The 23,368-nt window shown below is 72.1% G+C and carries 24 protein-coding genes; 9 read left to right on the forward strand and 15 right to left on the reverse strand.

The window, feature by feature from the left end:
* Positions 1 to 6 precede the first annotated feature (6 nt).
* Positions 7 to 876: an arylamine N-acetyltransferase family protein gene (locus ACNYS0_RS03510; RefSeq protein WP_422471148.1), complete on the forward strand. Its 870-nt coding sequence runs from the start codon at positions 7 to 9 to the stop codon at positions 874 to 876.
* 51 nt (positions 877 to 927) lie between these two features.
* Here the strand turns inward: ACNYS0_RS03510 and ACNYS0_RS03515 are convergent, their stop codons facing one another.
* Positions 928 to 1,938, reverse strand: coding sequence for a mechanosensitive ion channel family protein (locus tag ACNYS0_RS03515; protein ID WP_422471149.1), 1,011 nt, complete (start codon positions 1,936 to 1,938; stop codon positions 928 to 930).
* Between the two features lie 166 nt (positions 1,939 to 2,104).
* Positions 2,105 to 3,517, reverse strand: coding sequence for a GntP family permease (locus tag ACNYS0_RS03520; protein WP_422471150.1), 1,413 nt, complete (start codon positions 3,515 to 3,517; stop codon positions 2,105 to 2,107).
* Positions 3,518 to 3,800: 283 nt separating this feature from the next.
* Here ACNYS0_RS03520 and ACNYS0_RS03525 point away from each other — a divergent pair, with 283 nt between their 5' ends.
* Both ACNYS0_RS03525 and ACNYS0_RS03530 read left to right on the forward strand, forming a co-directional pair.
* Complete coding sequence (locus tag ACNYS0_RS03525) at positions 3,801 to 5,504, forward strand: sensor histidine kinase (protein WP_422471151.1); 1,704 nt, start codon at positions 3,801 to 3,803, stop codon at positions 5,502 to 5,504.
* Entirely contained in the window at positions 5,501 to 6,172 is a 672-nt protein-coding gene (locus ACNYS0_RS03530) for a response regulator (RefSeq protein ID WP_422471152.1), read from the forward strand. The genes ACNYS0_RS03525 and ACNYS0_RS03530 overlap by 4 nt, the downstream gene beginning before the upstream one ends.
* Positions 6,173 to 6,187: 15 nt before the next feature.
* On the opposite strand, the gene ACNYS0_RS03535 is transcribed toward ACNYS0_RS03530, so the two are convergent.
* Positions 6,188 to 7,048, reverse strand: a complete 861-nt coding sequence (locus ACNYS0_RS03535) for a helix-turn-helix transcriptional regulator (protein WP_422471153.1) — start codon at positions 7,046 to 7,048, stop codon at positions 6,188 to 6,190.
* Between the two features lie 86 nt (positions 7,049 to 7,134).
* Between ACNYS0_RS03535 and ACNYS0_RS03540 the strand changes: the two genes are divergently transcribed.
* Entirely contained in the window at positions 7,135 to 7,929 is a 795-nt protein-coding gene (locus ACNYS0_RS03540; RefSeq protein WP_422471154.1) for an SDR family NAD(P)-dependent oxidoreductase, read from the forward strand.
* A gap of 67 nt (positions 7,930 to 7,996) precedes the next feature.
* On the opposite strand, the gene ACNYS0_RS03545 is transcribed toward ACNYS0_RS03540, so the two are convergent.
* Entirely contained in the window at positions 7,997 to 8,557 is a 561-nt protein-coding gene (locus ACNYS0_RS03545; RefSeq protein ID WP_422471155.1) for a DUF4383 domain-containing protein, read from the reverse strand.
* A 218-nt stretch (positions 8,558 to 8,775) separates the two neighbouring features.
* Here ACNYS0_RS03545 and ACNYS0_RS03550 point away from each other — a divergent pair, with 218 nt between their 5' ends.
* Complete coding sequence (locus ACNYS0_RS03550; RefSeq protein WP_422471156.1) at positions 8,776 to 10,269, forward strand: cryptochrome/photolyase family protein; 1,494 nt, start codon at positions 8,776 to 8,778, stop codon at positions 10,267 to 10,269.
* A 24-nt stretch (positions 10,270 to 10,293) separates the two neighbouring features.
* Here ACNYS0_RS03550 and ACNYS0_RS03555 read toward each other — a convergent pair whose 3' ends face one another.
* Both ACNYS0_RS03555 and ACNYS0_RS03560 read right to left on the reverse strand, forming a co-directional pair.
* Entirely contained in the window at positions 10,294 to 11,565 is a 1,272-nt protein-coding gene (locus ACNYS0_RS03555; RefSeq protein ID WP_422471157.1) for an NAD(P)/FAD-dependent oxidoreductase, read from the reverse strand.
* A 117-nt stretch (positions 11,566 to 11,682) separates the two neighbouring features.
* Positions 11,683 to 12,744 (reverse strand): MerR family transcriptional regulator, encoded by a 1,062-nt coding sequence (locus tag ACNYS0_RS03560; RefSeq protein ID WP_422471158.1) that lies wholly within the window; start codon positions 12,742 to 12,744, stop codon positions 11,683 to 11,685.
* Positions 12,745 to 12,916: 172 nt separating this feature from the next.
* Between ACNYS0_RS03560 and ACNYS0_RS03565 the strand changes: the two genes are divergently transcribed.
* Both ACNYS0_RS03565 and ACNYS0_RS03570 read left to right on the forward strand, forming a co-directional pair.
* Positions 12,917 to 13,150: a hypothetical protein gene (locus ACNYS0_RS03565; protein WP_422471159.1), complete on the forward strand. Its 234-nt coding sequence runs from the start codon at positions 12,917 to 12,919 to the stop codon at positions 13,148 to 13,150.
* Positions 13,151 to 13,273: 123 nt separating this feature from the next.
* Entirely contained in the window at positions 13,274 to 13,888 is a 615-nt protein-coding gene (locus tag ACNYS0_RS03570) for a sigma-70 family RNA polymerase sigma factor (protein ID WP_422471160.1), read from the forward strand.
* A 62-nt stretch (positions 13,889 to 13,950) separates the two neighbouring features.
* Here the strand turns inward: ACNYS0_RS03570 and ACNYS0_RS03575 are convergent, their stop codons facing one another.
* The 5 genes from ACNYS0_RS03575 to ACNYS0_RS03595 form a co-directional block, all read right to left on the reverse strand.
* On the reverse strand, positions 13,951 to 14,922 hold the full coding sequence (locus tag ACNYS0_RS03575; protein ID WP_422471161.1) for a cyclase family protein: 972 nt from the start codon (positions 14,920 to 14,922) through the stop codon (positions 13,951 to 13,953).
* Between the two features lie 17 nt (positions 14,923 to 14,939).
* Positions 14,940 to 15,692: an IclR family transcriptional regulator gene (locus ACNYS0_RS03580; protein ID WP_422471162.1), complete on the reverse strand. Its 753-nt coding sequence runs from the start codon at positions 15,690 to 15,692 to the stop codon at positions 14,940 to 14,942.
* 94 nt (positions 15,693 to 15,786) lie between these two features.
* Entirely contained in the window at positions 15,787 to 16,086 is a 300-nt protein-coding gene (locus tag ACNYS0_RS03585) for a hypothetical protein (RefSeq protein ID WP_422471163.1), read from the reverse strand.
* Between the two features lie 36 nt (positions 16,087 to 16,122).
* Positions 16,123 to 17,460, reverse strand: a complete 1,338-nt coding sequence (locus ACNYS0_RS03590) for a TRAP transporter large permease subunit (protein ID WP_422471164.1) — start codon at positions 17,458 to 17,460, stop codon at positions 16,123 to 16,125.
* The gene (locus ACNYS0_RS03595) at positions 17,457 to 18,848 is read right to left on the reverse strand and encodes an RraA family protein (protein WP_422471165.1); all 1,392 of its coding nucleotides are present in this window, start codon (positions 18,846 to 18,848) and stop codon (positions 17,457 to 17,459) included. Before ACNYS0_RS03595 ends, ACNYS0_RS03590 begins: the two co-directional genes overlap by 4 nt.
* 507 nt (positions 18,849 to 19,355) lie before the next feature.
* Here ACNYS0_RS03595 and ACNYS0_RS03600 point away from each other — a divergent pair.
* On the forward strand, positions 19,356 to 19,703 hold the full coding sequence (locus ACNYS0_RS03600) for a MerR family transcriptional regulator (RefSeq protein ID WP_422471166.1): 348 nt from the start codon (positions 19,356 to 19,358) through the stop codon (positions 19,701 to 19,703).
* A gap of 81 nt (positions 19,704 to 19,784) precedes the next feature.
* Here ACNYS0_RS03600 and ACNYS0_RS03605 read toward each other — a convergent pair whose 3' ends face one another.
* The 4 genes from ACNYS0_RS03605 to ACNYS0_RS03620 form a co-directional block, all read right to left on the reverse strand.
* The gene (locus tag ACNYS0_RS03605) at positions 19,785 to 20,093 is read right to left on the reverse strand and encodes an SCO5918 family protein (RefSeq protein WP_422412892.1); all 309 of its coding nucleotides are present in this window, start codon (positions 20,091 to 20,093) and stop codon (positions 19,785 to 19,787) included.
* A gap of 49 nt (positions 20,094 to 20,142) precedes the next feature.
* On the reverse strand, positions 20,143 to 20,454 hold the full coding sequence (locus tag ACNYS0_RS03610; RefSeq protein ID WP_422471167.1) for a CBS domain-containing protein: 312 nt from the start codon (positions 20,452 to 20,454) through the stop codon (positions 20,143 to 20,145).
* 45 nt (positions 20,455 to 20,499) lie between these two features.
* Entirely contained in the window at positions 20,500 to 21,981 is a 1,482-nt protein-coding gene (locus ACNYS0_RS03615; RefSeq protein ID WP_422471168.1) for a DEAD/DEAH box helicase, read from the reverse strand.
* 195 nt (positions 21,982 to 22,176) lie between these two features.
* Complete coding sequence (locus ACNYS0_RS03620) at positions 22,177 to 22,380, reverse strand: cold-shock protein (protein ID WP_020119326.1); 204 nt, start codon at positions 22,378 to 22,380, stop codon at positions 22,177 to 22,179.
* A 368-nt stretch (positions 22,381 to 22,748) separates the two neighbouring features.
* Here ACNYS0_RS03620 and ACNYS0_RS03625 point away from each other — a divergent pair, with 368 nt between their 5' ends.
* Entirely contained in the window at positions 22,749 to 23,330 is a 582-nt protein-coding gene (locus ACNYS0_RS03625; protein WP_422471169.1) for an LOG family protein, read from the forward strand.
* Positions 23,331 to 23,368: the final 38 nt, after the last annotated feature.

Below are 23,368 nucleotides of genomic sequence, written 5' to 3' on the forward strand. Positions count from 1 at the left end.
CCTCACATGTGGAGCAGCGAACAACTCGACCTGGACGCCTACCTCGCCCGCCTGGGGTACGAGGGCGACCGTGCACCCACCCTGGAGACACTGCGGGCGCTGCAACGCACGCATGTGCTGACCCTGCGGTGGGACACCTACGACTCGTTCCTGTACCGCGAGGTGCGGATCGATGTGCCGTCGGTTCAGGACAAGCTGGTGCGCAGGGGCCGGGGCGGCTACTGCTACGAGCACACCGTGCTGTTCGCCGCCGCGCTGGAGGCGCTCGGCTTCCGGTTCACCGCCGTCTCCGCGCGGGTGCAGCTCGGCGCGGACTCCACCACACCCCGTCCCCCGACCCACGCGATGCTGATCGTGGACCTCGACGACAGGCGCTGGCTGGTCGACGTCGGTTTCGGCGCGAGCCCGCTGGAGCCCATCGAGCTGGTCGACGGCGGTCGCAGCGAGGGCGGGCCGTGGCCGTACCTGCTGCGGTGGCAGGTCATCACGCACGGCGCGGAGGGCTGGGCGGTGCACCAGCGGGGCGAGGGTCCTGAGGGCCCTGAGGGCTGGACGGTGCGGCAGGTCTTCACCGAGAACCCGCAGTACCCCATCGACTACACGCTCGGAAACCACTTCGTGGCCACGCACGAGCGCTCGCCCTTCGTCACCCGTCCGTACATCCAGCGCCTGCGCACGGACCGGCACGACACCCTCGACGCGCTGGTCTGGACGACGGAGCGTCCGGGTCGGGACCCGGTGACACGGACCGTGCTCCCGCACGAGGTGCCGGGGCTGCTGGACGACGTCTTCGACATCCGCGTGGATCCCGAGGAGGCCGCGCTCCTGGTGACCCGGCTGACGGAACTCGACGCCGCCCGGAATCCGGCCGCGTAGTCGCACGGCATCGCCCCGGGCAGGCCTGCCCGGGGCGATGCCGGATGCCCGTCAGCGGGACATGGGAACCTCCGCGCGGCTGTCCTCCGCGTCGATGTCCTTGGTGCCCCGCACCCACACCGAGCGCTGCGGGAAGGGCAGTTCGATGCCGGCCGCGTCGAGGGCCTCCTTGACCCGGCGGCGCAGCTCACGGGTGACCGCCCACTGCTTGAGCGGGGCGGTCTTCACGACGAGCCGGACCACGATGCCGTCGGCCTCGATGGACTGCACACCCCACACCGAGGGGTCCTCCAGGAGGACACCCTTGTACTCCTCCTCCGAGCGCAGCGACATGCCGGTCTCCTCCAGTACGGCGAAGACCTTCTCCAGGTTGGAGTCGTACGCCACCGACACATCGAGCACCGCGCGGGCCCACTCCTGGCTGTCGTTGCGGACCCGCATGATCTCGCCGTTGCGGATGTGCCACAGGCCGCCGTTGAGGTCGCGGACCTGAGTGAGGCGCAGCCCGACGTGCTCGACCTCTCCGACGGCCTCGCCCAGGTCGACCGAGTCACCGACGCCGTACTGGTCCTCGATCATGATGAGCATTCCGGCCAGGTAGTCGGCGACGAGGCTCTGCGCGCCGAAGCCGATCGCGAGACCCACCACGCCGGCGCTGGCGAGCAGCGGGCCGAGCGCGATGCCGATCTGGTCGAGAACCATGGCGAGGCCCATGACGGAGACGACGATGGTCACGATGCTGCTGAGCACCGAGCCGATGGTGCGCGCCCGCTGCTCACGCCGCTCCTGCGCACGGGAGGCATCGCGCTGGAGCACCGCGGGCCCGCGTGTGGTGCGCCGCGGCTCGCTTTCGTGCTCGTTGGCCTCCAGGACCCGGGTCACGGTCCGGGTGATGGCCCGCTGGGCGAGCGCCCGCACCAGTACGGCACCGAGCACGATCAGCAGGATGCGCAGCGGAACACCGACGAACGTGCCGAGGTTGTCCCGCAGCCACTCGGGGGCACTGGTCACCGGGTTCTCGCTGCTGAGCGGGTGGGACGTGAACGCGTCAAGGGATGACACGGGGGAAGCTCCGTTCGTGGCGGGACAGGGCGGTACGCGAGCAAGTACTCGGCGCCCGAACCTATTTACCGCTCTCCACCGAGGTCAAAGCCGTGGAGAGGGATGTGTGGAGCCTTCACGTGTCCCGACGGGACCTTCGCATCCTCGTCACCGCATCGAGGCCCTGTCAGGCGAACAGCGACAGCAGCAGTGTCATCAGCAGTCCGCAGACACTCACCAGTGTCTGGATGACGGTGTGGGACTTGGTGGCCTGGCCGAGTGTCATCCCGAAGGACTCCTTGACCAGCCAGAACCCCGCATGGTTCACGTAGTTGAGGCCCACGGAGCCCGCGCCGATGGCGACCACGAGCAGCGAGGTGGTCAGGCTCGGCTGCGTCGCGGCCATCGGGGCGAGGACCCCGGTGGCGGCGACGATGCCCACCGTCGCGGAACCCGTCGAGAACGACAGCAGCAGCGCCAACAGCCAGCCCAGGACGAGGATGTTGAGGTGCGCCCCCGAGGCGGCCGACTCCACCGCCTTGCCGATGCCGGAGTCCTCGAGGACCTGGTTGAACGCTCCGCCGCCCGCGATGATCAGCAGGATGCCGGCCACGGACCGCAGGCTCTCGCCCAGCGAGTCACGGATCGCCTCGCCGCCCACTCCGCTGGGCAGCGCCACGACGAACAGCGCGAAGAGCAGGCCGAAGAACATCGCGACGACCGGCGAACCGGTCAGGGCGAGGGTGTGCCGCAGCCCCGCGGGCAGCGCGGGCACGAGGTCGGCGATGGTGTTCAGGAGCATCAGGACGACGGGAACCAGGACCGCGGCGACCGCCCACCCGGTGGGCACGCTGCGGCGCGTCCGCCCGGACTCCGTGGTGTCGGCCGGGGCACCCGCGCCGGAGGCGCGGTCTCCGGTGAACTGGGCGACGAGCGTGCGGTCGGGCCGGACGTCGAGGCGCGGCGCGATCCACCGGCCGTAGACGGGGCCCGCGATGATGACCGTGGGTATCGCGCACACCAGGCCGACGCCGATGGTCAGACCGAGGTTGGCGTGCAGACCGCTCACGCCGATCAGCGGCCCCGGATGCGGGGGCACCATGCCGTGCAGGGTGCACAGGGCGGCGATCGCCGGGGCCGCGAGGGCCACGTACGGGGAACCCTTGACGTCGTGGTCGTCGCGCAGCCGCTGGGCCACGCTGAAGATCAGCGGCAGCAGCACGATCAGCCCGACCTCGAAGAACATCGGGATGCCGATGACGAAGGCCGCGCCGGCCATGTACCAGGGCAGCGACCGTCGGCCGGCCCGGTGGACGATGAGCCGGGCGATGCGGTCGGTGGCTCCGGAGTCGGACAGCAGCCGGCCCAGCATCGCTCCGAAGGCGAGGGTGACACCGACGTCGCCGAGGATGGAGCCCGCGCCCGTCTCCAGGGACTCGGCGATCTTCTCCGCGGGTTGACCGGCGGCGACGGCCGCGCCGAGCGAGACCAGCGTCAGGGCCAGGAAGGGATGCAGGCGCAGGCGCGTGTTGATCAGTGCGATCAGCGCGCCGATGGACAGGACCAGGATGGCCAGGAGTCCCCAGGTGTGCGTGGTCACCGGCGGCCTCCACGGGTGCTGCCACGCAGGCCGTCCCTGGCCTCTGTGGTGGTTGGTGTCATGGGGGAACTCCTGGTCGAAGCGGCTCGGGCAGGGTGGGCCGGCGGACGCACACGGGGTCGGCCGGGGAATGATCCGGGCGAACGTATCCCGCGCCGATCGGCGCCGGACAGGTTGCGCTCGCAAGCCGCGAAACCCGCCTTGTGCGGGTTCTGCTCATTGAGTGCACGCCCGGGACGGGGTCCCCGACGGCCCCGTGAGGGGCGGCGGATACCGTCGCGGCGTGAGGTTCTCCAGGTCGATACGGTGGCGCGGGCGGCGCCTGCGGCTGCGTACCCAGGTACTGCTGCTCCAGAGCGCGGTCGTCGCGCTCGCCCTCACGGCCGCCTTCGGGGCCTTCGCATACGTCAACGATCAGCATGTCGAGCGCGAGTACCAGCTGCGGGCGCTGGGGGTGGCCCGCACCGTCGCCGCGAATCCGGTCGTCCGCGCGCAGGCGGCCCGCTACTCCGTGTCCGGCGACGGGCACCGCAGGGCCCACGCGGAACGGGACGTCGCGGCCCTGGCCGAGGGGCCGGTACAGGCGGTGGCGCAGGCCGCCCGGGCCCGTACCGGATCCCTGTTCGTCGTGGTCACGGACGACCGCGGCCTCCGCCTCGCCCACCCGCAGCGGAGCCAGCTCGGACGCATGGTGAGCACCGATCCGTCGAGGGCGCTGGCCGGGCACGAGGTGCTGGACCACGACCACGCGCACCTCGGCGAGGAGATCGTGGCGAAGGTCCCGGTCTACGCCCCGGGCAGCCGTCGCGTGGTGGGTGAGGCCAACGCAGGCGTCGCGGCGAGCCATGTGCACGACCAGGTGGTCCGGGTGCTGCTCGGCGGCCTGGCCTGCCTGGCGCTGGCGCTGCTCGTGGGGGTGCTGGCGTCCGCGGCACTCGCCCGGCGGTGGCGGCGGCTGACGCTCGGCCTCGAACCGGAGGAACTGGTGGCGCTGGTGCAGGAGCAGGAGGCGGTGCTGCACGGGATCGGCGAGGGTGTGCTGGCCCTGGACGCGCGGGAGCGGGTGACGGTCGTCAACGACGAAGCGCGGCGGCTGCTCGCGGTGGACGGCCGGCCGGGCGCCCCGGTGTCCGAATGGGGCCTGAATCCAAGGGTGTTGGCGGTGGCCCGCGCCGCACGGGCGGACGGCGGCGGGCCGGTGGTGACCGCGGCGGGCGAACGGCTGCTCGTGGTGACGGCGCGGCGGGTGCGCAGGGCCGACCGCGACCTGGGCACGCTCGTCACCGTCAAGGACCGCACGGATGTCGAGTCGCTGACCCGGCAGTTGGACGCGGTGCAGGCGATGAGTTCGGCGCTGCGCGCCCAGCGCCACGAGTTCAGCAACCGGCTGCACGTGGTGGCGGGCCTGGTGCACGGCGGACACCTCACACAGGCGGCCCGCTACCTGGAGGAACTGACCGGCACGGGTTCGGCGTCGGTGTCCCTTCCCGGCCTGGACGCTGTGGACGACGACTACCTGCGCACCTTCCTGCGCGCGAAGGCCGCGCAGGCGCGGGAGAAGGGCGTGGAGCTGGTGCTCGGCGAGGGCACCTGGGTCGATTCCCCCGTCACCGAGCCCGTGGATGTCACCACGGTCCTCGGCAATCTGCTGGACAACGCGGTGCACGCCGCGGGCGAGGGCGGACGCTCGGCACGTCAGGTCGAGGTGGAGCTGATGACCCAGGACACGACGTTGGTGATCACCGTGGCGGACAGCGGCGACGGTGTGCGGGCGGACCACGCCGAGGCCGTCTTCGAGGAGGGCTTCTCCACGAAGGACGGCGGCCCGGTGCCCGGTGGCCGCGGTGTCGGCCTGGCACTGGTGCGCCAGATCGCGCGCGGCCGGGGCGGCGAGGTCGAGCTGGTGGCACCGGGCGGCCCGGGCGACGAAGGAGTCGGAGCCGTTTTCGTGGCGAGGCTGCCGCACGTACTGGAGGAGGCACGGTGAGCGAACGTCCCGCACTGTCGGTGCTGGTGGTGGACGACGACTTCCACGTGGCGGACCTGCACGCCTCGCACGTGGCCCAGGCCCCCGGCTTCACCGTGGTGGCCACCGCGCAGTCGGCCGAGCGGGCGCGCGACGCCGTACGGGAGCAGCACGTCGATCTGGCGCTGGTCGACGTGTATCTGCCGGACGGGTCCGGCGTGGACCTGGTCCGTGAACTGCCGTGCGACAGCTTCGTGTTGAGCGCGGCGACGGAGGGGCGGACGGTGCGTGCGGCGCTGTCGGCGGGCGCGCTGGCGTACCTCGCCAAGCCGTTTCCCCCGCAGCGACTGATCGACCGGCTGCGCGGCTACGCCCGGTTCCGCCGGGCACTGGCGTCCCCGCACGTCGACCAGGACGCGATCGACGACGCGGTGGCCGCGCTCTCGGCCCCGCCGCCGCGCCGCGACCGGCCCACGGGCGCGCACGCAGCGACACGCCACCTGGTCCTGGCCACGGTGCGGCAGGCCGGGGCCGCCCGGTCCGCGGCGGAGGTGGGCCTCGCCATCGGCATCTCCCGCGCCACGGCGCAGCGCCACCTCGCGGGGCTGTGCACGGACGGGCTGCTGCGGATGCGACTGCGGTACGGGGCGACGGGCCGGCCCGAGCAGGAGTACCGCCCGGCGGACTGAACCGTGTCCGGCGCCTCAGCCGCTCCGGCGCAGCGCACCCTTCGCACCGGCGCCCAACACCCCGAGCAGCGCCAGCGTTTCGGCGTCGCGGGAGCCGAGCGGGGCGCTGTAGAGGACGAGGTGCTGGTCGCGGTCGGTGAGGGCGAGGGCGTCGCAGTCGACGGTGACCTTGCCGACTGCCGGGTGGTCGAAGGTCTTGGTGAGGGTCGGCGCGGCGTGCACGTCGCGCAGCTCCCACAGCCGGGCGAACTCGGCGCTGCCGTCGCACAGTTCGGCCACGAGGCCGGTGACCGCGGGGTCGTCCGGGTAGCGGGCGAGGGCGGAGCGCAGCTCCATGACGACGTGGTGACGGAACTCGGCGGCGTCGGAGATCCCGTACAGGGGCACCTCGGGGCGCTTGGGGCCGAGGAAGGCACGCCGCGCCAAGTTCCTTTCCTCGGGCGCGAGTTGGCCGTAGTCCTCCATGAGTGCGGCCGCGAGCTCGTTCCAGGCGAGGACCTCGAACACGGCGGACGTCACGAACGCGGCCGTCTGCGGGAGCCGTTCGAGCAGGGCCAGGATGCTCGGCCGGACGTCGCGCCGGTGCCGTCGGCTCTGGTGCGGCGCGGTTCCCGCGAGGACGTGGAGGTGCTCGGACTCGGCGTCGGTGAGCCGCAGCGCACCCGCGATCCCGGCGAGCACCTCGCCGGAGGGACGGGGCGCGCGGCCCTGTTCGAGCCGGACGTAGTACTCGGTGGAGATGTGCGCGAGGACCGCGACCTCCTCGCGGCGCAGTCCCGGTGTCCGGCGCCGCGCGCCCGCCGGGAGGCCGACGTCCCGCGGCCGGAGCCGTTCGCGCCGGCTGCGGAGGAACGCGCCGAGTTCCTGTTTGTCCATGCCTCCAGTGTGCCCGGGCGGCGGCCGCGCATCCTGGTACCGGTTGTGCCTGTATCGGGGGCTCGGACCCCGCCGACACTCCCCTCATGACGAACGACACGACACACCACACCCCGCATCCGCCCATCGGTCTGCTCACCGGCAAGGTTGTCTTCATCACCGGAGCCAGCCGGGGCATCGGGGCGGCCGCGGCCCGCCTGTTCGCCCGCGAGGGCGCCGCCGTCGTCCTCGCCTCGCGCGGCATCGACGCGCTGCGTCGCATCGTCGAGGAGATCTGCGCGGAGGGCGGCACCGCCGACGCCGTCGCCCTGGACCTGGCCGACCGCGACGGCATCCGCGCCGCCGTCGAACGCGTCGGCGAGCTGCACGGCCGGCTCGACGGCGCGTTCAACAACGGCGCGGCGATCCAGCGGCCCGGCCCGCTGGGCACCACCAGCGACGAGGACATCGACCTACAGTTCGCCGTCAACTTCCGCGCGCACTGGACGGCCATGAACGCCGAGGCCGCGCTGATGCGGCGGGGCGGGGGCGGGTCGATCGTCAACACGTCGAGCATCGGCAGCCGCCGAGCGAACCCGGCGCTGCCCGCCTACGGCGCCATGAAGCGGGCGCTGAACAGCATCACCGAGACGGCGGCGGTGAGTTGGGCGCCGGACGGGATCCGGGTCAACGGGCTCACTCCCGGCGGCACCGCGACCGAGATGATCGACACCTGGGAGGAGTCGACCCCCGGCGTCGTCGAGCAGATCAAGCGGGCGATCCCCCTCGGCCGGATGGCCGAGCCCCGCGAGGTCGCCGAGGCGGCGGCGTGGCTGCTCAGCGACCGGGCGTCGATGGTGACCGGGGCGGTGGTGCCGGTGGACGGCGGGGCGGGCGCCTGACAGCGAACCGCCCTGCCCTGCAAGGCCCGTGGTGCGGGCCTTCCAGGGCCGGGCACCTCGGGCCGCCTCAGCGGTCGGTGGACGTGACCGCGCGGGTCGAGGACCCGGCGCGGGCGGGCACGCCCGCGGTCGGGCCGTGGCGGCGGGCCAGGGACTCGCGGGCGGCCTGGCGCGGGTGGCGGCGGCGCCAGTACGGGTTGTCGTGCGGGAGGCCGGCCGACACCCGGCCGTACATGCCGAAGCAGGCCACCAGGAGCCCCATCACGAAGCTGAACACGACGTTCGTCATGCCGAAGCCCAGGAAGTTGGCGGGGCGGTCCAGGACGAAGAGGTGGTAGAAGCCGCTGAGGACGAACAGGCCGCCGATCACCATGTTGAGCGTCGACGCGACGTTGCCACCGACGACGGCGCCACCGATGAGGACGAGGCCCACGACGACCGAGATCAGGCTGAGCACGCCGTTGGTGGACATCCCGGCGATCCGGGTGCCGTCCGTGTCGAAGGGGCTGAGCTGGTCGGCGAAGCCGAGGCAGCCGAAGACGAGCAGGATGACTCCGCACAGCCCGGCGCCGTAGCGGTAGACGCGGGCGAGCGTGTGGTCGACGGGAAGTTCCTCGCTGAGCTTCATGACATGTCCTCTGCCTTGCAGGAAGCGCCCCTCCCGCGACGAAGCGGGTGCTCCGTCCGCTGGTGACACCTCTTCCGGAGGCGGAGGCCGGACGGTTGCACCGAGATCCAAACGGCTTGACCGGCCGCGTCGGCGCATCCGGCGCGCGGCGCCCTCGCGAAGCATGGGTGGCAGCCCGGCGGCACACACCCCGGGACCGCGAACGAGGAGACACCCGCATGACGGACCGCCACTGGCTCTTCGGCGACCAGCTGGGGCCGCACCACCTCAGCGGCCTGGGCGATGTGCCCGTGGTGATGATCGAGGCGCGTTCGGTGTTCCGCCGTCGCCGCTTCCACCGGGCCAAGGCACACCTGGTGCTGTCCGCGATGCGGCACCGCGCCGCCGAACTCGGCGACCGGGTCCGGTACGTGCGGGCCGAGACGTACGCGCAGGGGTTGCGGGAGGCGCTGCCGGACGGCGGTCGGGTGACCGTGAGTCATCCGACCTCGTACGCGGCGCTGCGGCTGGTGAAGTCGCTGGAATCGGTGCGGGTGCTGCCCGCGCGGGGCTTCCTCGTGCCTCAGGACGAGTTCCGCGCGTGGGCCGACGGGCACGGTGGACGGCAGCTGCGGCAGGAGGACTTCTACCGGTGGGTGCGGCGCTCGCACGAACTGCTGATGGACGGCGACCAGCCGGCCGGCGGGCGCTGGAACCACGACCACGACAACCGCGAGCCCCCGCCGAAGGGGGCCCGCACCCTGGGCTCCCCGGCGCCGTACCGGCCGCGCGAGGACGAGATCGACGAGGAGGTGCGCCGCGACCTCGACCGGTGGGAGCGCGACGGTGACGTGCGGTTCGTCGGCCGGGACGGGCCGCGCCGGTTCCCCGCCTCGAGGCGTGAGGCGCTGTCCGCGCTGCGCCGGTTCGTGGAGCACCGCCTCGCGGGTTTCGGGCCGCACGAGGACGCGATGCTGGCCGAGGACCCGGTGCTGAGCCACAGCCTCCTGTCGTCCTCGCTCAACCTCGGCCTGCTCGACCCGGCGGAGTGCGTGGAGCGCGCCGAGGAGGCCTGGCGGGCGGGCGACGCCCCGATCGGCAGCGTGGAGGGCTTCGTGCGGCAGGTCGCGGGCTGGCGCGAATATGTGTGGCAGCTGTACTGGCACTTCGGCGAGGACTACCGCCACCGCAACGCGCTGCGGCACCACGAACCGCTGCCCGAGTGGTTCCTGGACCTGGACGCCGACGCCGTACGGGCACGCTGTCTGGCGACGACGCTGGCCCAGGTCCGGGACACCGGCTGGACCCACCACATCCCGCGCCTGATGCTGCTGGGCAGCCACGCGCTCCAGCGGGGCTGGGACCCGGAGGCGGTCACGGACTGGTTCCACCGCTGCTTCGTCGACGGCTACGACTGGGTGATGGTGCCCAATGTCGTCGGCATGTCGCAGTACGCCGACGGCGGCCGCATGACGACGAAGCCGTACACGTCGGGCGGCGCCTACGTGAACCGGATGAGCGATCTGTGCAAGGGGTGCGCGTACCGGCCCGGTGACCGCACCGGCGACCGGGCCTGCCCGTTCACCGCCGGGTACTGGGCGTTCCTGCACCGCCACCGGTCCCGCCTGGAGCGCAATCCGAGGATGGCGCAGCCGGTCCGTGGTCTTGACCGGCTGGCCAATCTGGACGAACTGTTGCGCGAGGAGCGGGAGCGCGGCGACGCCGCTCCGTGACCCGCTGCCCGACTGCGGTGCGGCTCAGTGCCGCAGGTCGTGCAGCACCTCGCGGGCGGCCCGGGCGCCCGAGGCCAGCGCGCCCTGGACCGAGCCGGTGGCCCGGTGGTCGCCGCACACATACCGGCCCGGTGTCACGCGGGTGGTGCGGGTCAGTGGCTGCGGCGGTGTCATGGCGGGCAGCGCGTCCTCGACGGTGCGGTGGGTGAGCAGGTCCCAGCCGTCGGTGCCGGTGCCGTACGCCTCCCCCGCCGCTGCCCGGACCGCGCGCTCCCGGCCCGCCGTGTTCCGGCCGAGCACCGAGGTGGCGACGAGGGCGAGACCGGGAGGCGCGTACTCGGGCACGACGTCGCTGAGCACACACGTGTTCAGGAAGCGGCGTCGGCTGTCGACGAGCAGGGTCGGCTCGCCGAGCGGGGACCGCGGGGCGACGTGGTAGTACGTCGTCACCACGCGGGTCCCCGGCGTGGTGACGTCGGGCAGCAGCCCGGCGACGGCGCCCGGTCCGGTGGCCACGACGACGGCCCGCGCGGGGATCTCGTCGCCCTCGGCGGTGAGCACTCCGGCGTCGGTGAGCCCGGCAACGGGTGACTCCAACCGCACGACGTACGGGGGCAGGGCGGCCGCGAGGGCCCGCGGGAGCGCGCCGACGCCCCCGGCGGGCAGACACAGCGTGCCGCGCAGCATGCTCCGCCACACCAGGTGGAAGAACCGGGAGGACGTCTCCAGCTCGTCCTCAAGGAAGACCCCGGACAGGAACGGCCGGAAGAACCGCTCGACGAGCTCGTCCGAGATCCCGGCGTCCGCCAGCGCGGTGCGCGTGGTGGTGTCGGTGGACCGCTTCAGCCGCCGGGGCGGCGCCAGCATGTCGCGGGCAGACAGCGCACCGAGGGCGGCCAGGTCGCGGAGGCCCGCGAAGCGGCCCGGCAGCAGGTCGGGCAGGTTGCGGGGGCGGCGCGTGGGGTCGCTGAAGCGGAGCCGCCCTGCGGGTCCGTGGACCAGGACGCCGGGGGTGAAGGGCCGCAGGCGGAGGTTGCGCAGTAGCAGCCTGCGCCGGACCTGCGGGTAGGAGGTGTTGCAGACCTGGAAGCCGCGGTCGATCACGAAGCCGTCGACCAGGTCCGAGCGCATCCGGCCGCCCACCTCGTCACCGGCCTCCAGGACCTGGACGTCGACGCCGGCCGCCAACAGGTCCCGCGCGCAGGCCAGCCCCGAGACACCGGCTCCGATCACGAACACCTCCGCCCCGTCCCGAGCCGCGGGCGTGGAGTCTCCGGGTGTGCCGGTCGCGGGCATGCGACCACCTCTTCTGTGCGTCGGCGCGGCTGTTCCGCCCGTCCCAGAGTGTTCCGCGCGAGACCCGCCGACGGATGCGCCGCGCTCGGACGGCCCCGGTTCAGCGTCCATGCGCGGTCACCGTCCGCGCAGCGCGGCCAGGGCGTCCCCGAGGCTCGACGGATAGCTGGCGCCCGCGACCGCAGCGCCCCGCCAGCCGGGGCCGCCGAGCTGGATGACGGGCTTTTGGCGTGCGCCCTTGAGTCCCCAGCCCACGCGCATGAGGTGCTCGGCGAGCGGCGCCCCTGCGGAGGAGCGCGACTGGGCCCAGAGCATCACGGCCGTGGGGCCGGTGCGGTGCACGGCCTCGGCGAGCGCGTCGGCGGGGACGGCGGCGCCGAGCATCCGTACCGGGCGGCCCTCCACGGCGAGGGCCGCGTGCATCGCCTCCAGCGGGAGGGTGTGCTGTTCGCCGGGGGTGCAGGCGAGAAGGACGGGCGGGCCCTCGCGGCGGACCGGGCGGCGGTCGAGGAAGGGCGCGCAGCGCAGGGCCGTGGACACGTGCCAGGACAGGAAGTGCTCGACCTCCACGTAGCGGTCTCCGGCGGTCTCCCATTTGCGGCCGACGGCGTGCAGCGTCGGCATCATGAGTTCTTCCCAGGTGGCGACGACGCCGTGGGCACGCAGAAACTCCTGTAGGCGTTCCTCGACGGTGTCGGCGTCCAGCCGGACGGCGGCGCGGGCCAGTCCGCGGCACTCGGGGCGCACCATGCCCAGCGCGAGGCCCGCGGGGTCGGCCCCTGACGGGCCGCCGCCGTCGTCCGCGTCGTGTGCGGGCGTTGTCGCCTCGTCGGAGGGTGCAGCCGCGACGTGGTTCGCACCGCTCTTGACGAGGCGTGCGGCTTCCCCGGGCGGCACCCCTTGCGAGGTCAGCCGGCACATCGCTTCCAGCATGGCGACGTCGTCCGGGGACCACCGCCGGTGCCGGCCCTCGCTCCTGCGGGCGGGCCCCAGGCCGTAGCGCCGGTCCCAGGAGCGCAGGGTGGTGGGCGACACGCCGAGGCGCCGGGCGACGGTGCCGGACGTGAGTCCGGCGCCCTCGGCCGATCCTTCGGCCGACCCGTTGAGCGCGCCGCCGACCGCCGCGTCGGCCGCGCCGTCGCCGATGTCCTCCCGTTCGCCGTACACCTGCTGCTCCATACATGCACCTTATCGTTGCAAGAGCAATGCGCCATCGCTCCCCATCTGGCGGCTCCTTTGCCCGCGCCCGCACGCATCCAACCGCGCGCTTCGCACGGAAACAGGGGTGAGAGCCGCGGGAAACCGCCGCCCCGCCCCGGTCCCCACGCCCGACGAAAGCGCGAGGTGCGCCATGCCTCCTACGTCCATGCCGCCCCGTGACCGGCACCCTCCGGTCGAGGACCTCGCGCTGGTGGCGCTGAACGAGGACGCTGCGTCCCTCGACACCGAGCACGTGCTCGCGTGCCGCGTCTGCCTTTCCACACTCGGTCTTCTGGTGCGGGTGGCGCGGGCCGCGAGATCGGGGCCCGCCGCACCGGCCGAGCCCCCTTCCTCGACCTGGCAGGCGATTCGTCGCGGGCTGTGAAGCTCGCCCGGCGCCTCCGGCACGGCAGCGGGCCGCCATATCGATGCAACTACGGTGCAAGTCGAGACCGGCCCCTTTCGCCAGGACAGTGAGTCCGGCAGCCGACGGCGAAAGGACCGGGCCATGTCTGTCCTACTGACCACGACGGAAGCGGCAGCGCCCGGCGCGGCCCCCGGAGAACGATGCGTGGAGCTTTCCGACGACGAACTCGCGACCGAGCTCCTGCGCGGCAACGAGGCAGGGCTCGAGGGCGTCTACCGTCGCTGGGCGACGCTGGTGCACACGCTGGCCTACCGCTCGCTCGGCGATGCGCGCGAGGCCGAGGACGTGACACAGCAGGTCTTCCTCGCGGTATGGCACGGACGGCGGAACTTCGACCCCCGACGCGGTCGGCTGGCCGGGTGGATCGTCGGCATCACCCGCCGCAAGGTGGCCGACGCCCTGAGCGCGCGCACCCGCCGCACGGAGCTGCTCGGCGCCGCCGGCGCCGAGCTGACGGTCCGGCAGCCGACGCAGGAGCACGACGTACAGCGGGTGCTCGACCAGGTCGTCGTCACGCACGAACTGGAGCAACTGCCCCCGGCGCAGCGCCGGGTCCTGGAGCTGACGTTCTACGACGACCTCACCCAGACCCAGATCGCGGAACTCACGGGCTGGCCGCTCGGCACGGTCAAGAGTCACGCGCGGCGCGGGATGCTGCGGCTGCGGGACCAGCTCGGGCGGACCGACGGGGCGTGAGGCGCCGAGGCGTCCGTCATCGGCATGCGCGCCACGCGGAGGTGTGCCGGCCGCCGCTTCCGCTAGCGGAGGGCGGTGGCGTTCGCCGGGGAGCCCACCCCGCCCACGAGGTTCAGCGGCTTCACCGTCAACAGGCAGTCCCAGACACCGTGTTGGCGGCTGTCGTCGACAAGGGTGGTGAGGTTCCACAACTCCCCGAGCGGGAGACCGAGTCCGGCGATGAGCTCTTGGTGCATCATGCCGTCGTCCTCGGGCGCGCTGTCCCGGAAGTCGCTGTCGTCCGCGACCGGGAGTACCTCGACCGCGAAGGTGTCCGTGGCCATGAGCGCGATGCGGTGGTCCCAGCACCACGCGGCGAACTCGCGGCTCTGCGTGAAGCCGGTGGCACGGCGCTGGGCGCGGGTGGCCACGCGCTGGTCGGGGCTCGCGGACAGGAACCACTCGGCCCATCCGGTGTGGACGAGGACCAGGTCGCCGGGTTCGACCGCACACCCCTGCGCCTCCAGCGCCTCGTCGAGCAGGGCGGTGGGGAGGGCCGGGCCCGCACTGTGGTCCAGGGGTGCGCCGCGGTCGCGCAGCAGGCCCTCCACGTCGATCACGAGCCCGCGGCCGGCCAGCGGGTGCTCGGCCCACAACTGCACGCCCAGGGACGGGGTTCCGGCCGCGATGTCGGTGTCGGGGACCCCGTTGTAGAAGCCGTGTCCCGAGGCGCGGCGGTGGCGCAGGCCGTCGATCTGGGTGGTGGCCTGGAGGTGGAAGTTGTCGAGGGAGTCGTCGCGCGCCTGCTCGTGCTTGGCGGTGATGTGATGGCGCGGCACACCACGCGACGTGGCCATGGGCGGGTCGAAGGCGTTCAGGGCGTAATCGAGGTTGAAGGCGGCGCCCCGGCGGACGCAGTCGGCGGCGCGGCGGACCTGGTGCGGGCCCGCGAAGTTGGCCATGCCGCGTTCGGGGGTCGTCGGGAAGAGGTGCCAGCTGGAGCCGGCGGGCGCGTCGGTGCGCTCCGTGAGTTCCTGGTACGTGGGCAGTGGCACGGACTGGTGGCTTTCTGTCAGGGGCAGCGCGCCGCGATGGCGTCGGCCGCCCGGCGTACCTCGCTGATGAGGTGCGGATGGTCGTCCTCGGTGAGTTCGGTGCTGGAGCCGGTGACACTCAGCGCGCCGAGCACCTCGTCAGGGGTGCTGATCGGGGCGCTGACGGCCGCGACTCCGAGGACGCGTTCGCTCAGCGAGAGGGCGTAGCCGTCCGCCCGGACCCGGCGCAGATCGGCGGCGAGTTCGTCCGCGGTGACCTGCTCTCCGGAGATCCGGGTGAACGGGGTGGCTTCCTTGATGAAGGTGTCGAGTTCCGGCTCCGGGAGAGAGGCGGCCAGCGCCTTGCCCGCTCCGAGGTGGAGGGGGAGCTTCTCTCCGATGGGGAGCTGGTAGCGCAGCGGGTTGCGGCCCTCGACGCGTGCGATCAGCACGCGGGCCGAGCCGACGCGGACGTACAGGCTGGCCGCCAGGTGGGTGGTGGCGGCGAGTTCCTGGAGGACGGGGAGCGCGACCTGGCTGAGCCGGTTGGTGACCAGGAACGCGTGGGCGGTGGCGAGGGACGCCGGGCCCGCGGTGTAGCCGGTGTCCTCCTTGGCCGCGTAACCGCGGTCGACGAGCACGTTGAGGATCCGCTGCGCGGTCGCGACGTGCAGGCCCGCACGGCGGGCCACCTCGCTCAGGCGCAGGGGCTGGCGGCTGTCCTCCAGTACGCCCAGGACGTCGAAGGCCCGGTCGAGGGAGCGCATGGTGGAGGAGGACTCGGCGGGCATGGGGGCGGCTCCTGGATCGTCGGTCGGCACGCACGGACCCGATAACACTTATCAGTCCGCGAGTGCGCGCCGTGCGTCAGGAGCCGATTGCCGGTCAGTGCGTGGTGGCGGACGCGGCGGGACTGGACGCCTGGGCGTCCGCACCGTGCGCGCCGTCCTGCTGCCCTGCGTCCTGCTTCCCGTACGAGAGGGCGAACGTGAGCATGCCGCTGATGCTTGCCGCGACGCAGGTGGCCGGTCCGGCGTCGGCGGCCACACCTTCCACCCAGGCGGCGTCGCCCAGGACCATGCCGAGGGCCTGGCCCACGACGGTCACGGCGCCGCCGACGAGGAAGACGACGATGCTCAGCCGGAAGAGCGTTTGAAGGGTGCGTTGGACCATGAGGTGGGTCATGAGCGGGCCTCCGGTTCGTGCGGGTCGGGGAGGGTGTCAGACGGGGAGGACGCCAGTGGCCACCGCGGCGCCCACGAGCAGGATGGGGACGCAGTAGTAGGCGGCCAGCGGCAGGAACGTGCGGGCGGGGTCGATGCCGGCGATGCCGCTGGCGACGTAGATGGGAGCCCCGGACGGGGGTGAGGCTCCCTCGGTGGACGCGAAGATGAGCACCGCGACGCAGGCGGTGGCCGGGGGCACTCCGGCGCCGACCAGCGAGGTCACGGCGACGGGCCCGATGGCGGCCATCGTCGCGGACGCCGTCAGCGGGATGGCCACGCCGACGACGAGCACCCCGACGATGAGGGCCATGACCCACTTCGGTGCCTCCACCCCGGCGAGCAGCTCGGTCAGTTGCTCGGGCAGCCCGAGTGAGCCGAGGACATTGGAGGCGGAGAACGCCGCGACGATCGTGACGCCGATGACACCGAAGTGCGGGGCGGCGCCGCCGAGCACGTTCCACCATTCGCGGCCCGAGCGGGGCAGGTGGCGCCGTCCGAGGACGAGGACGGTGGCGATCAGGAGGACGGGGATCCAGGTGATGAGGCTGATCGCGTCGGACAGTTCGAGGCCGACGTGGCCGTCGAGCGCGGCGCCGACGGGACCCTTGGTCAGCGCCAGGGGTATCGCCATCGCCACGAACAGGAACAGGCTGGTCCAGCCCGCGCCGAGGCTGGTCCGCAGGGGCAGCAGGTCGGCGCGGTCGATGGGCTGCACCTTGTGGCGGCGCACCATGACGAACGCGGCGACCAGCCGGTACCCGAGACACCACAGCCCGCCGAGGGCGAGCGGCAGGACGATGTCGTCGGTGGTGGCGATCGAGGCGACACCCGCCGAGCCCATGAGGATGAACATGGTCGAGCTGAAGGGGAAGGTGACTCCCATGCCGGCGCCGCCCGCGGCGACGGTGGCCGCGAGTTCACCGCTCACGTTCGACCGCTTCATCCACGGGATGGTGACCGAGCCGACCGCCGCGGTCACCGCCGCGCCGACGTGCGCGATGGCCCCGAAGAGTCCGGCCGCGACGGTCGAGGTATAGATCGGGCCGCCGCGCAGCCTGCCGAGGAGCGAGTTGAGGATGCCCAGGAGGTGGTCGAGGACCGGGGTGCGGGCGAGCAGATAGCTCATGAAGACGAAGGCGAGGGCCGCGAAGGTGACCTCCTCCTGCATCGCCTCGACCAGCCCGTCCCACATGACATGGGCGATGTCACCGCCGGCGAACAGGCCGGTGACGAGGAAGCCGACGATGAGTGCCTCGCCGATGTTCCGCTTGAGGACGGCGTTCCACACGATGATGGCCGCGATGTAGCAGCCCAGTGCCCATACGGCGATCACGATGTTCCTCCTGGCGTGGCCGCGGCGGCGGCGCGGATGTCGGTGCGCCGTCGCGCCTCTTCGGCCTCCACCTCGCGGGCGGCGGCCAGCACGGTCGCCGCACGCTCGGCCGGGACGACGGCCACACCGTCCCCGTCGGCCGCGACGAGATCCCCGGGCGAGCAGACGACTCCGCCGACGGCGACCGGGACCCCGACATGGCCGGGACCGAACTTGTAGGGGCCTGCCGGAGTGACCGCGCGCGCCCAGACGGGGAAGCCCATCTCGGCGAGCACCTCGACGTCGCGCGCGGCGCCGTCGAGCACCATGCCGACCACGCCACGGGCCCGGGCACGCTCGGCGATCAGCTCTCCGACCAGGGCACGGGAGACGTCCCCCTGCCCGTTGACGACCATGATGTCACCCGGCTGAGCGATCTTGATGGCCTGGTGCAGCGCCTGGTTGTCACCGGCGCGGGTCCACACGGTGAGCGCGCGGCCTACGGTTCGGGCGCCGGACCACAGGGCGCTGATTCCGGAGTCGAGGAGACCGAGGCGGTCGGTGGCGTCGCCGATGTTCGCCGTCGCCAGGCCTTCGTACCCGGCGAGCAGTTCGGCGGTGACACGCGAGGTGTCGCGCAGCCCTTCCGGGCGGGCGGCCAAGGTGTGCACGTGGCCGATGGCGTCGGCGAGGCGCGCGTCGAGGCCGAGTTCACCGACGAGGTCCGCGGCGGCGGCCACCTCACGGGCTCGCCGCTCGCCGTGCTTGAGGGTGCCCTGGTAGAGCCGCTCCAGCGTGGCGTCGCCATCCGCCAGCTCGCCCGCGACCTGCTGCCTGACCCACGCCTCGTCACCGGCGGCCCGCCCCGCGTCCACGGCCTCGACGATGACGGCGCCGAGCCCCTTCATGAACAGGCTGCGCAGCAGCTTGCGCGCCGAGGCGGCGCCGGGGTCGCCCCCGAGGTCCTCGACGGGTGCGCCCAGCGCGCCGAAGTGCTCGGCGACCGCGGCGGCGCCCTGCCCGCTGGCCATGAGCGCGGTGCGGTGGCGGTACTTCGGGACGGAACCGATCACTGACACATCGGCGAACACCGCGGAAGACGCGGCCCCGACGACCGCGGCGATCTTCCTCTTCAGCTCCGGGGCCGCGGCGTTCATGTCCGCGTAGACGGCGGTCGCGGGCACATGCGCGGCGGCCTCCTCGGCCACGGCGAGCGCGGCTTTCGCCCCGGTGAGGCCCAGCACGAGATCGCTGCCCCGCACGGCTTCCTCGATCGTGGCCGCCCGCTCGACGCCTTCCGGCGTCGGCACGTCGACCGGGTCGAAGCCGACGACCTGCCAGCCCTGTTCCACGAATCCGGCCGCATAGAGCGCGCCCGCTTCGCCCAGACCGATGATCCCTGCCTTCACCTGAACCTCTTCTCATAGAGTGATAAGCACTATCACTGTGCGCAGGAGGATGTTGCTTGGGCATGACGGGCACGTCAAGGGCAGAGAAATGATCGATCAAAAAAGGGCGGCAGAGGGCAATCGCCCGGCCGCTGGGCGCCAGACACCACTCCGTGTTCGATGCGGATTAACTCCGTCTCGAACACACGAAAATCTATGTCGGCTGGAGTAGACATTGGCACGCGGCCTGGCTATGGTTTCTCTCGTAGCCAGAAAGAACGGAGGAGCGAGCGCCATCAGGATCGCCCGGGCGGAAAGTGGGATCCCGGGTACCGCAGGACATCGATAGTGAGGTGGTCTCCGGTCAAGCAACCGCGATCCCCGCGGCCCCGACGGCAGTACGTCCGGGCAGGCGGAAACAGAAGGCCGGCGAAGTATCAGGACCGGCAGATGGTGTAGTAGTTCCTTCGGGGCCCTGGTGCCGTTCGGCACCAGGGCCCCTTGAGCATGTTCAACAGAGAGGTGCAAGTGACAGCAGACGACTCGTTCGGGCGTCTCGACGACGACGACTACCCCGCCTACACCATGGGCCGGGCCGCCGAGATGCTCGGCACCACCCAGGGCTTCCTCCGCTCCATCGGCGAAGCCCGCCTCATCACGCCGCTCCGCTCGGAAGGCGGTCATCGCCGCTTCTCCCGCTACCAGTTGCGCATCGCCGCGCGCGCCCGGGAGCTCGTCGACCAGGGGACGCCCATCGAGGCCGCCTGCCGCATCATCGTTCTGGAGGACCAGCTCGAGGAAGCGCAGCGGATCAACGCCGAATACCGCCGCACCGCCGATTCGGGGGACTCCGCGACCGCGGTCGAGAACATCTGATACCCGAATGACAGTGGGGCCCGACCGGCATGCCGGTCGGGCCCCACTGTCATTCGGGTATCAGCACCCCTGCTCGCCGGTTCAGACGGGCGTGGTGGTGCCGAGCATCGCGGAGGCCCGCTCGATCGGGTCGAGGGCGGGCGCGGGCGCCGGCTCGGGGGCGGTGTGGCAGGTGAAGCCGAGCTTGGTCATGGCCCGCAGGACCTCGGCGGCGGTGAAGTCTCGACGGTCCTGGCGGGTGACGACCTGGCCGACCTGCTTGACGGGGTACTGACGGCGACCGATGGTCACGGTTTCACCGGTGGTCGGTTCGGGCTTGATGCCCTTCATCGATTCCAGCACGCCGTTCTTGGTGAGATCGAACGGGAAGCGGGCGATGACGCAGCGCATGGGTCCTCACAGGGGTAGGGAAGAACGGTTCGGCCGGAGAGGGACGGGTTCAACGGGAAAGGACGAAGGCCGGCGATGCCGTGCCCTGCTCGTCCAGGAGATCGCGCAGGCAGACGCGGTCCGTGTAGGCGGAGCTGTCGCGAACGGCCGTGAGGCCGGCCCGGGTGACCAGGCCGATGCCCTGGTCGTCCTGATCGCAGACGACCAACCGGCGCGTCCGGGCGGCGGCCATGACGGAGAGCGCCACCTCGACACTCATGTCGTCACGGACCTGGGGCCCGGCCCGGCCGACCGCTTCGGTCACGTGTCGGTGCACGGAGTCGGCGGTCGCGGGGCGAAACTGCGTCTGAACCAGCGTCAAAGGTGCCTCCTGCGGAGTGGGGTCGGCTTGCTGATCGCGAAGATGCTATGCGGCGGGCTTGCGGGCGGGGGCGCGTCGCGCGGCGGAAGTGGGGCGGCGCCGGCCGCGGGAGGAGCCGCCGCGCTTGGGGCGTTCGGTGACCGGTGCGGCGATGACGACCGGGACGCCGGAGGGGGCCTGGGCGCCGGTGATGCGGTGCAGGGCCTCGTCGCCGGAGCGGACCGGGGTGGTCTGGGGCCGGATCCCGGCGTCCGACATGAGGCGGACCATGGACCGGCGCTGGTTCGGGGTGACGAGCGTGACGACGCTGCCGGACTCACCGGCACGGGCGGTGCGCCCGCCGCGGTGGAGGTAGTCCTTGTGGTCGGTCGGCGGGTCGACGTTGACGACGAGGTCCAGGTTGTCGACGTGGATGCCGCGGGCGGCGACGTTGGTGGCGACGAGGACGCTGACGTCTCCCGTCTTGAACTGGGTCAGGGTGCGGGTGCGCTGCGGCTGGGACTTGCCGCCGTGCAGCGCGGCCGCCCGCACCCCGCTGTTGAGCAGGTCCCGGGTGAGCCGGTCGACGGCGTGCTTGGTGTCGAGGAACATGATCACGCGGCCGTCGCGGGCGGCGATCTGCGTGGTGGCGGCGTGCTTGTCGGCGCCGTGCACGTGCAGGACGTGGTGCTCCATCGTGGTGACCGCACCGGCCGACGGGTCGACCGAGTGCACGACCGGGTCGCTGAGGTAGCGGCGCACCAGCAGGTCGACATTGCGGTCCAAGGTGGCGGAGAACAGCATCCGCTGCCCCTCCGCACGCACCTGGTCGAGCAGCGCGGTGACCTGCGGCATGAACCCCATGTCGGCCATCTGGTCGGCCTCGTCGAGCACCGTGATGCCGACCTGCTCCAGGCGGCAGTCGCCACGGTCGATGAGGTCCTTGAGCCGGCCCGGGGTCGCGACGACGACCTCGGCCCCGCCCCGCAGCGCACTGGCCTGCCGGCCGATCGACATGCCGCCCACGACCGTGGCCAGCCGCAGCCTGACGGCGCGGGCATAGGGCGTGAGGGCGTCCGTCACCTGCTGGGCCAGCTCGCGCGTGGGCACCAGAATCAGTCCCAGCGGCCGGCGGGGCTCGGCACGCTGTCCGGCGGTGCGGGCCAGCAGCGCCAGCCCGAACGCCAACGTCTTGCCGGAGCCGGTGCGCCCGCGCCCCAGGACGTCCCGCCCGGCCAGGGAGTTCGGCAGCGTCGCGCCCTGGATCGGGAACGGCACGCTGACCCCCTGCCGGCCGAGCTCGGCCAGCAACTGCTCCGGCATCCCGAGAGCGGCGAAACTCTCCACCGCGGGCAACGCCGCGGTGACCGTCTCGGGCAGCGCGAACTCACCCTGCACCGCAGCGGGCCGACGACCGTGACCGCCGGAGCGGGCAGGTCCGCCGGAACGGCGCGGCGCCGAGGAGCCGAAGCGGCTGCCACCCTTTCCGGCGTAGGAATTACCACCACGGGTACGGGCAGAACGGTCGTTTGTACGTGTGCGGTTCATGCGGAACCTTCCTCGATGCGGCGCATATCAAGGAATTCCCGCAGCGATGAGCGGCATGGAGAATTACAAGTATGGACCGATGGTTGAAGCAAGCAGAGCCGGCCGGCGGAAACCCACGCGGGTCCGGATGCGGAAATGCAGCCGGGACCCGCACCCCGAAGGATGCGGGCCCCAGCTGCAAAAAACGCGTCAGTGTCAGGCCGGAACGATGTTCTCGGCCGTCGGGCCCTTCTGGCCCTGGGCGATGTCGAAGGACACCTTCTGGCCCTCGAGCAGCTCACGGAAGCCCTGGGCGGCAATGTTCGAGTAGTGGGCGAAGACGTCGGCGCCGCCACCGTCCTGCTCGATGAAGCCGAAGCCCTTTTCCGAGTTGAACCACTTCACGGTTCCAGTAGCCATGTCATATCTCCTTTGGGGCAGTACATCGGAATCCGCACCGTGCGAACACCGTGTCGCCGCGATGATTGCCCCGACCGGAAAATGACCGGAAAAGTACGAGCACTCCCAGCCGCAAGAGCAGTTGGGAGCACCTGAAGTCTTGGGAACCACAACTGCAACTAGGAACGACAGTAGCACGCAAGAACAGCCTGCACCCACCACGGAATTTCGGTTTTTCCGCCCTCCCAAAAACTCTCCCTACATGGTCGGCAAAACCCTCATCGCGCGGACACAGATATTGAGTCACTCGAAGTACAGGGTTCGGCGGGTCCGCCGCACCGCGCCCGTGGTAGACCGGAGCCCCCGTCGCGATCGATCCGGAGATGCCCATGCGCCGCCTCGCCGTCTTTCTCGCCTCTTCCGGCGGAACCGACCCGGCCCACACCGAACTGGCCGTCCACGTGGGCGCGGAGCTGGCCCGCCGCGGGATCGGGCTCGTCTACGGCGGTGGCCGCCGGGGCCTGATGGGCGCGATAGCGGACAGCACGCTGAAGGCCGGCGGCGAGGTCATCGGTGTCATGCCGCGCAGCATGGTCGAGCGGGAGTGGGCACACGAGGGCGTGTCGCGGCTGCTCCTGTGCGACTCCATGCACGAGCGCAAGGCGCTCATGGCCGATCACGCCGACGCCTTCGTCGCCCTGCCCGGCGGACTCGGCACGCTGGAGGAGATCTTCGAGGTGTGGTCCTGGCGCCAGCTCGGCTTCCACGCCAAGCCCGTCGGCTTCCTCGATGCCGGGGGCTTCTGGACGCCGCTGCTCGGCGCCCTGCGCGGCATCGCCGACTCCGGCCTGCTTCCCACGGCGACGCTGGACGACCTCGCCGTCGCCCCCGATCTGCCCGGCCTGCTGGAGGCGCTGGAAGAGCGGCTCCGGAACAGTCCGGAGCCCGCGCACGGGGAGAGCCTCCGCTAGACCTCACGGCCCACGCTGCACGCGGGCGTCGGCCCCAG

The sequence above is a fragment of the Streptomyces anthophorae genome, assembly GCF_049310305.1.
Lineage (GTDB): Bacteria > Actinomycetota > Actinomycetes > Streptomycetales > Streptomycetaceae > Streptomyces.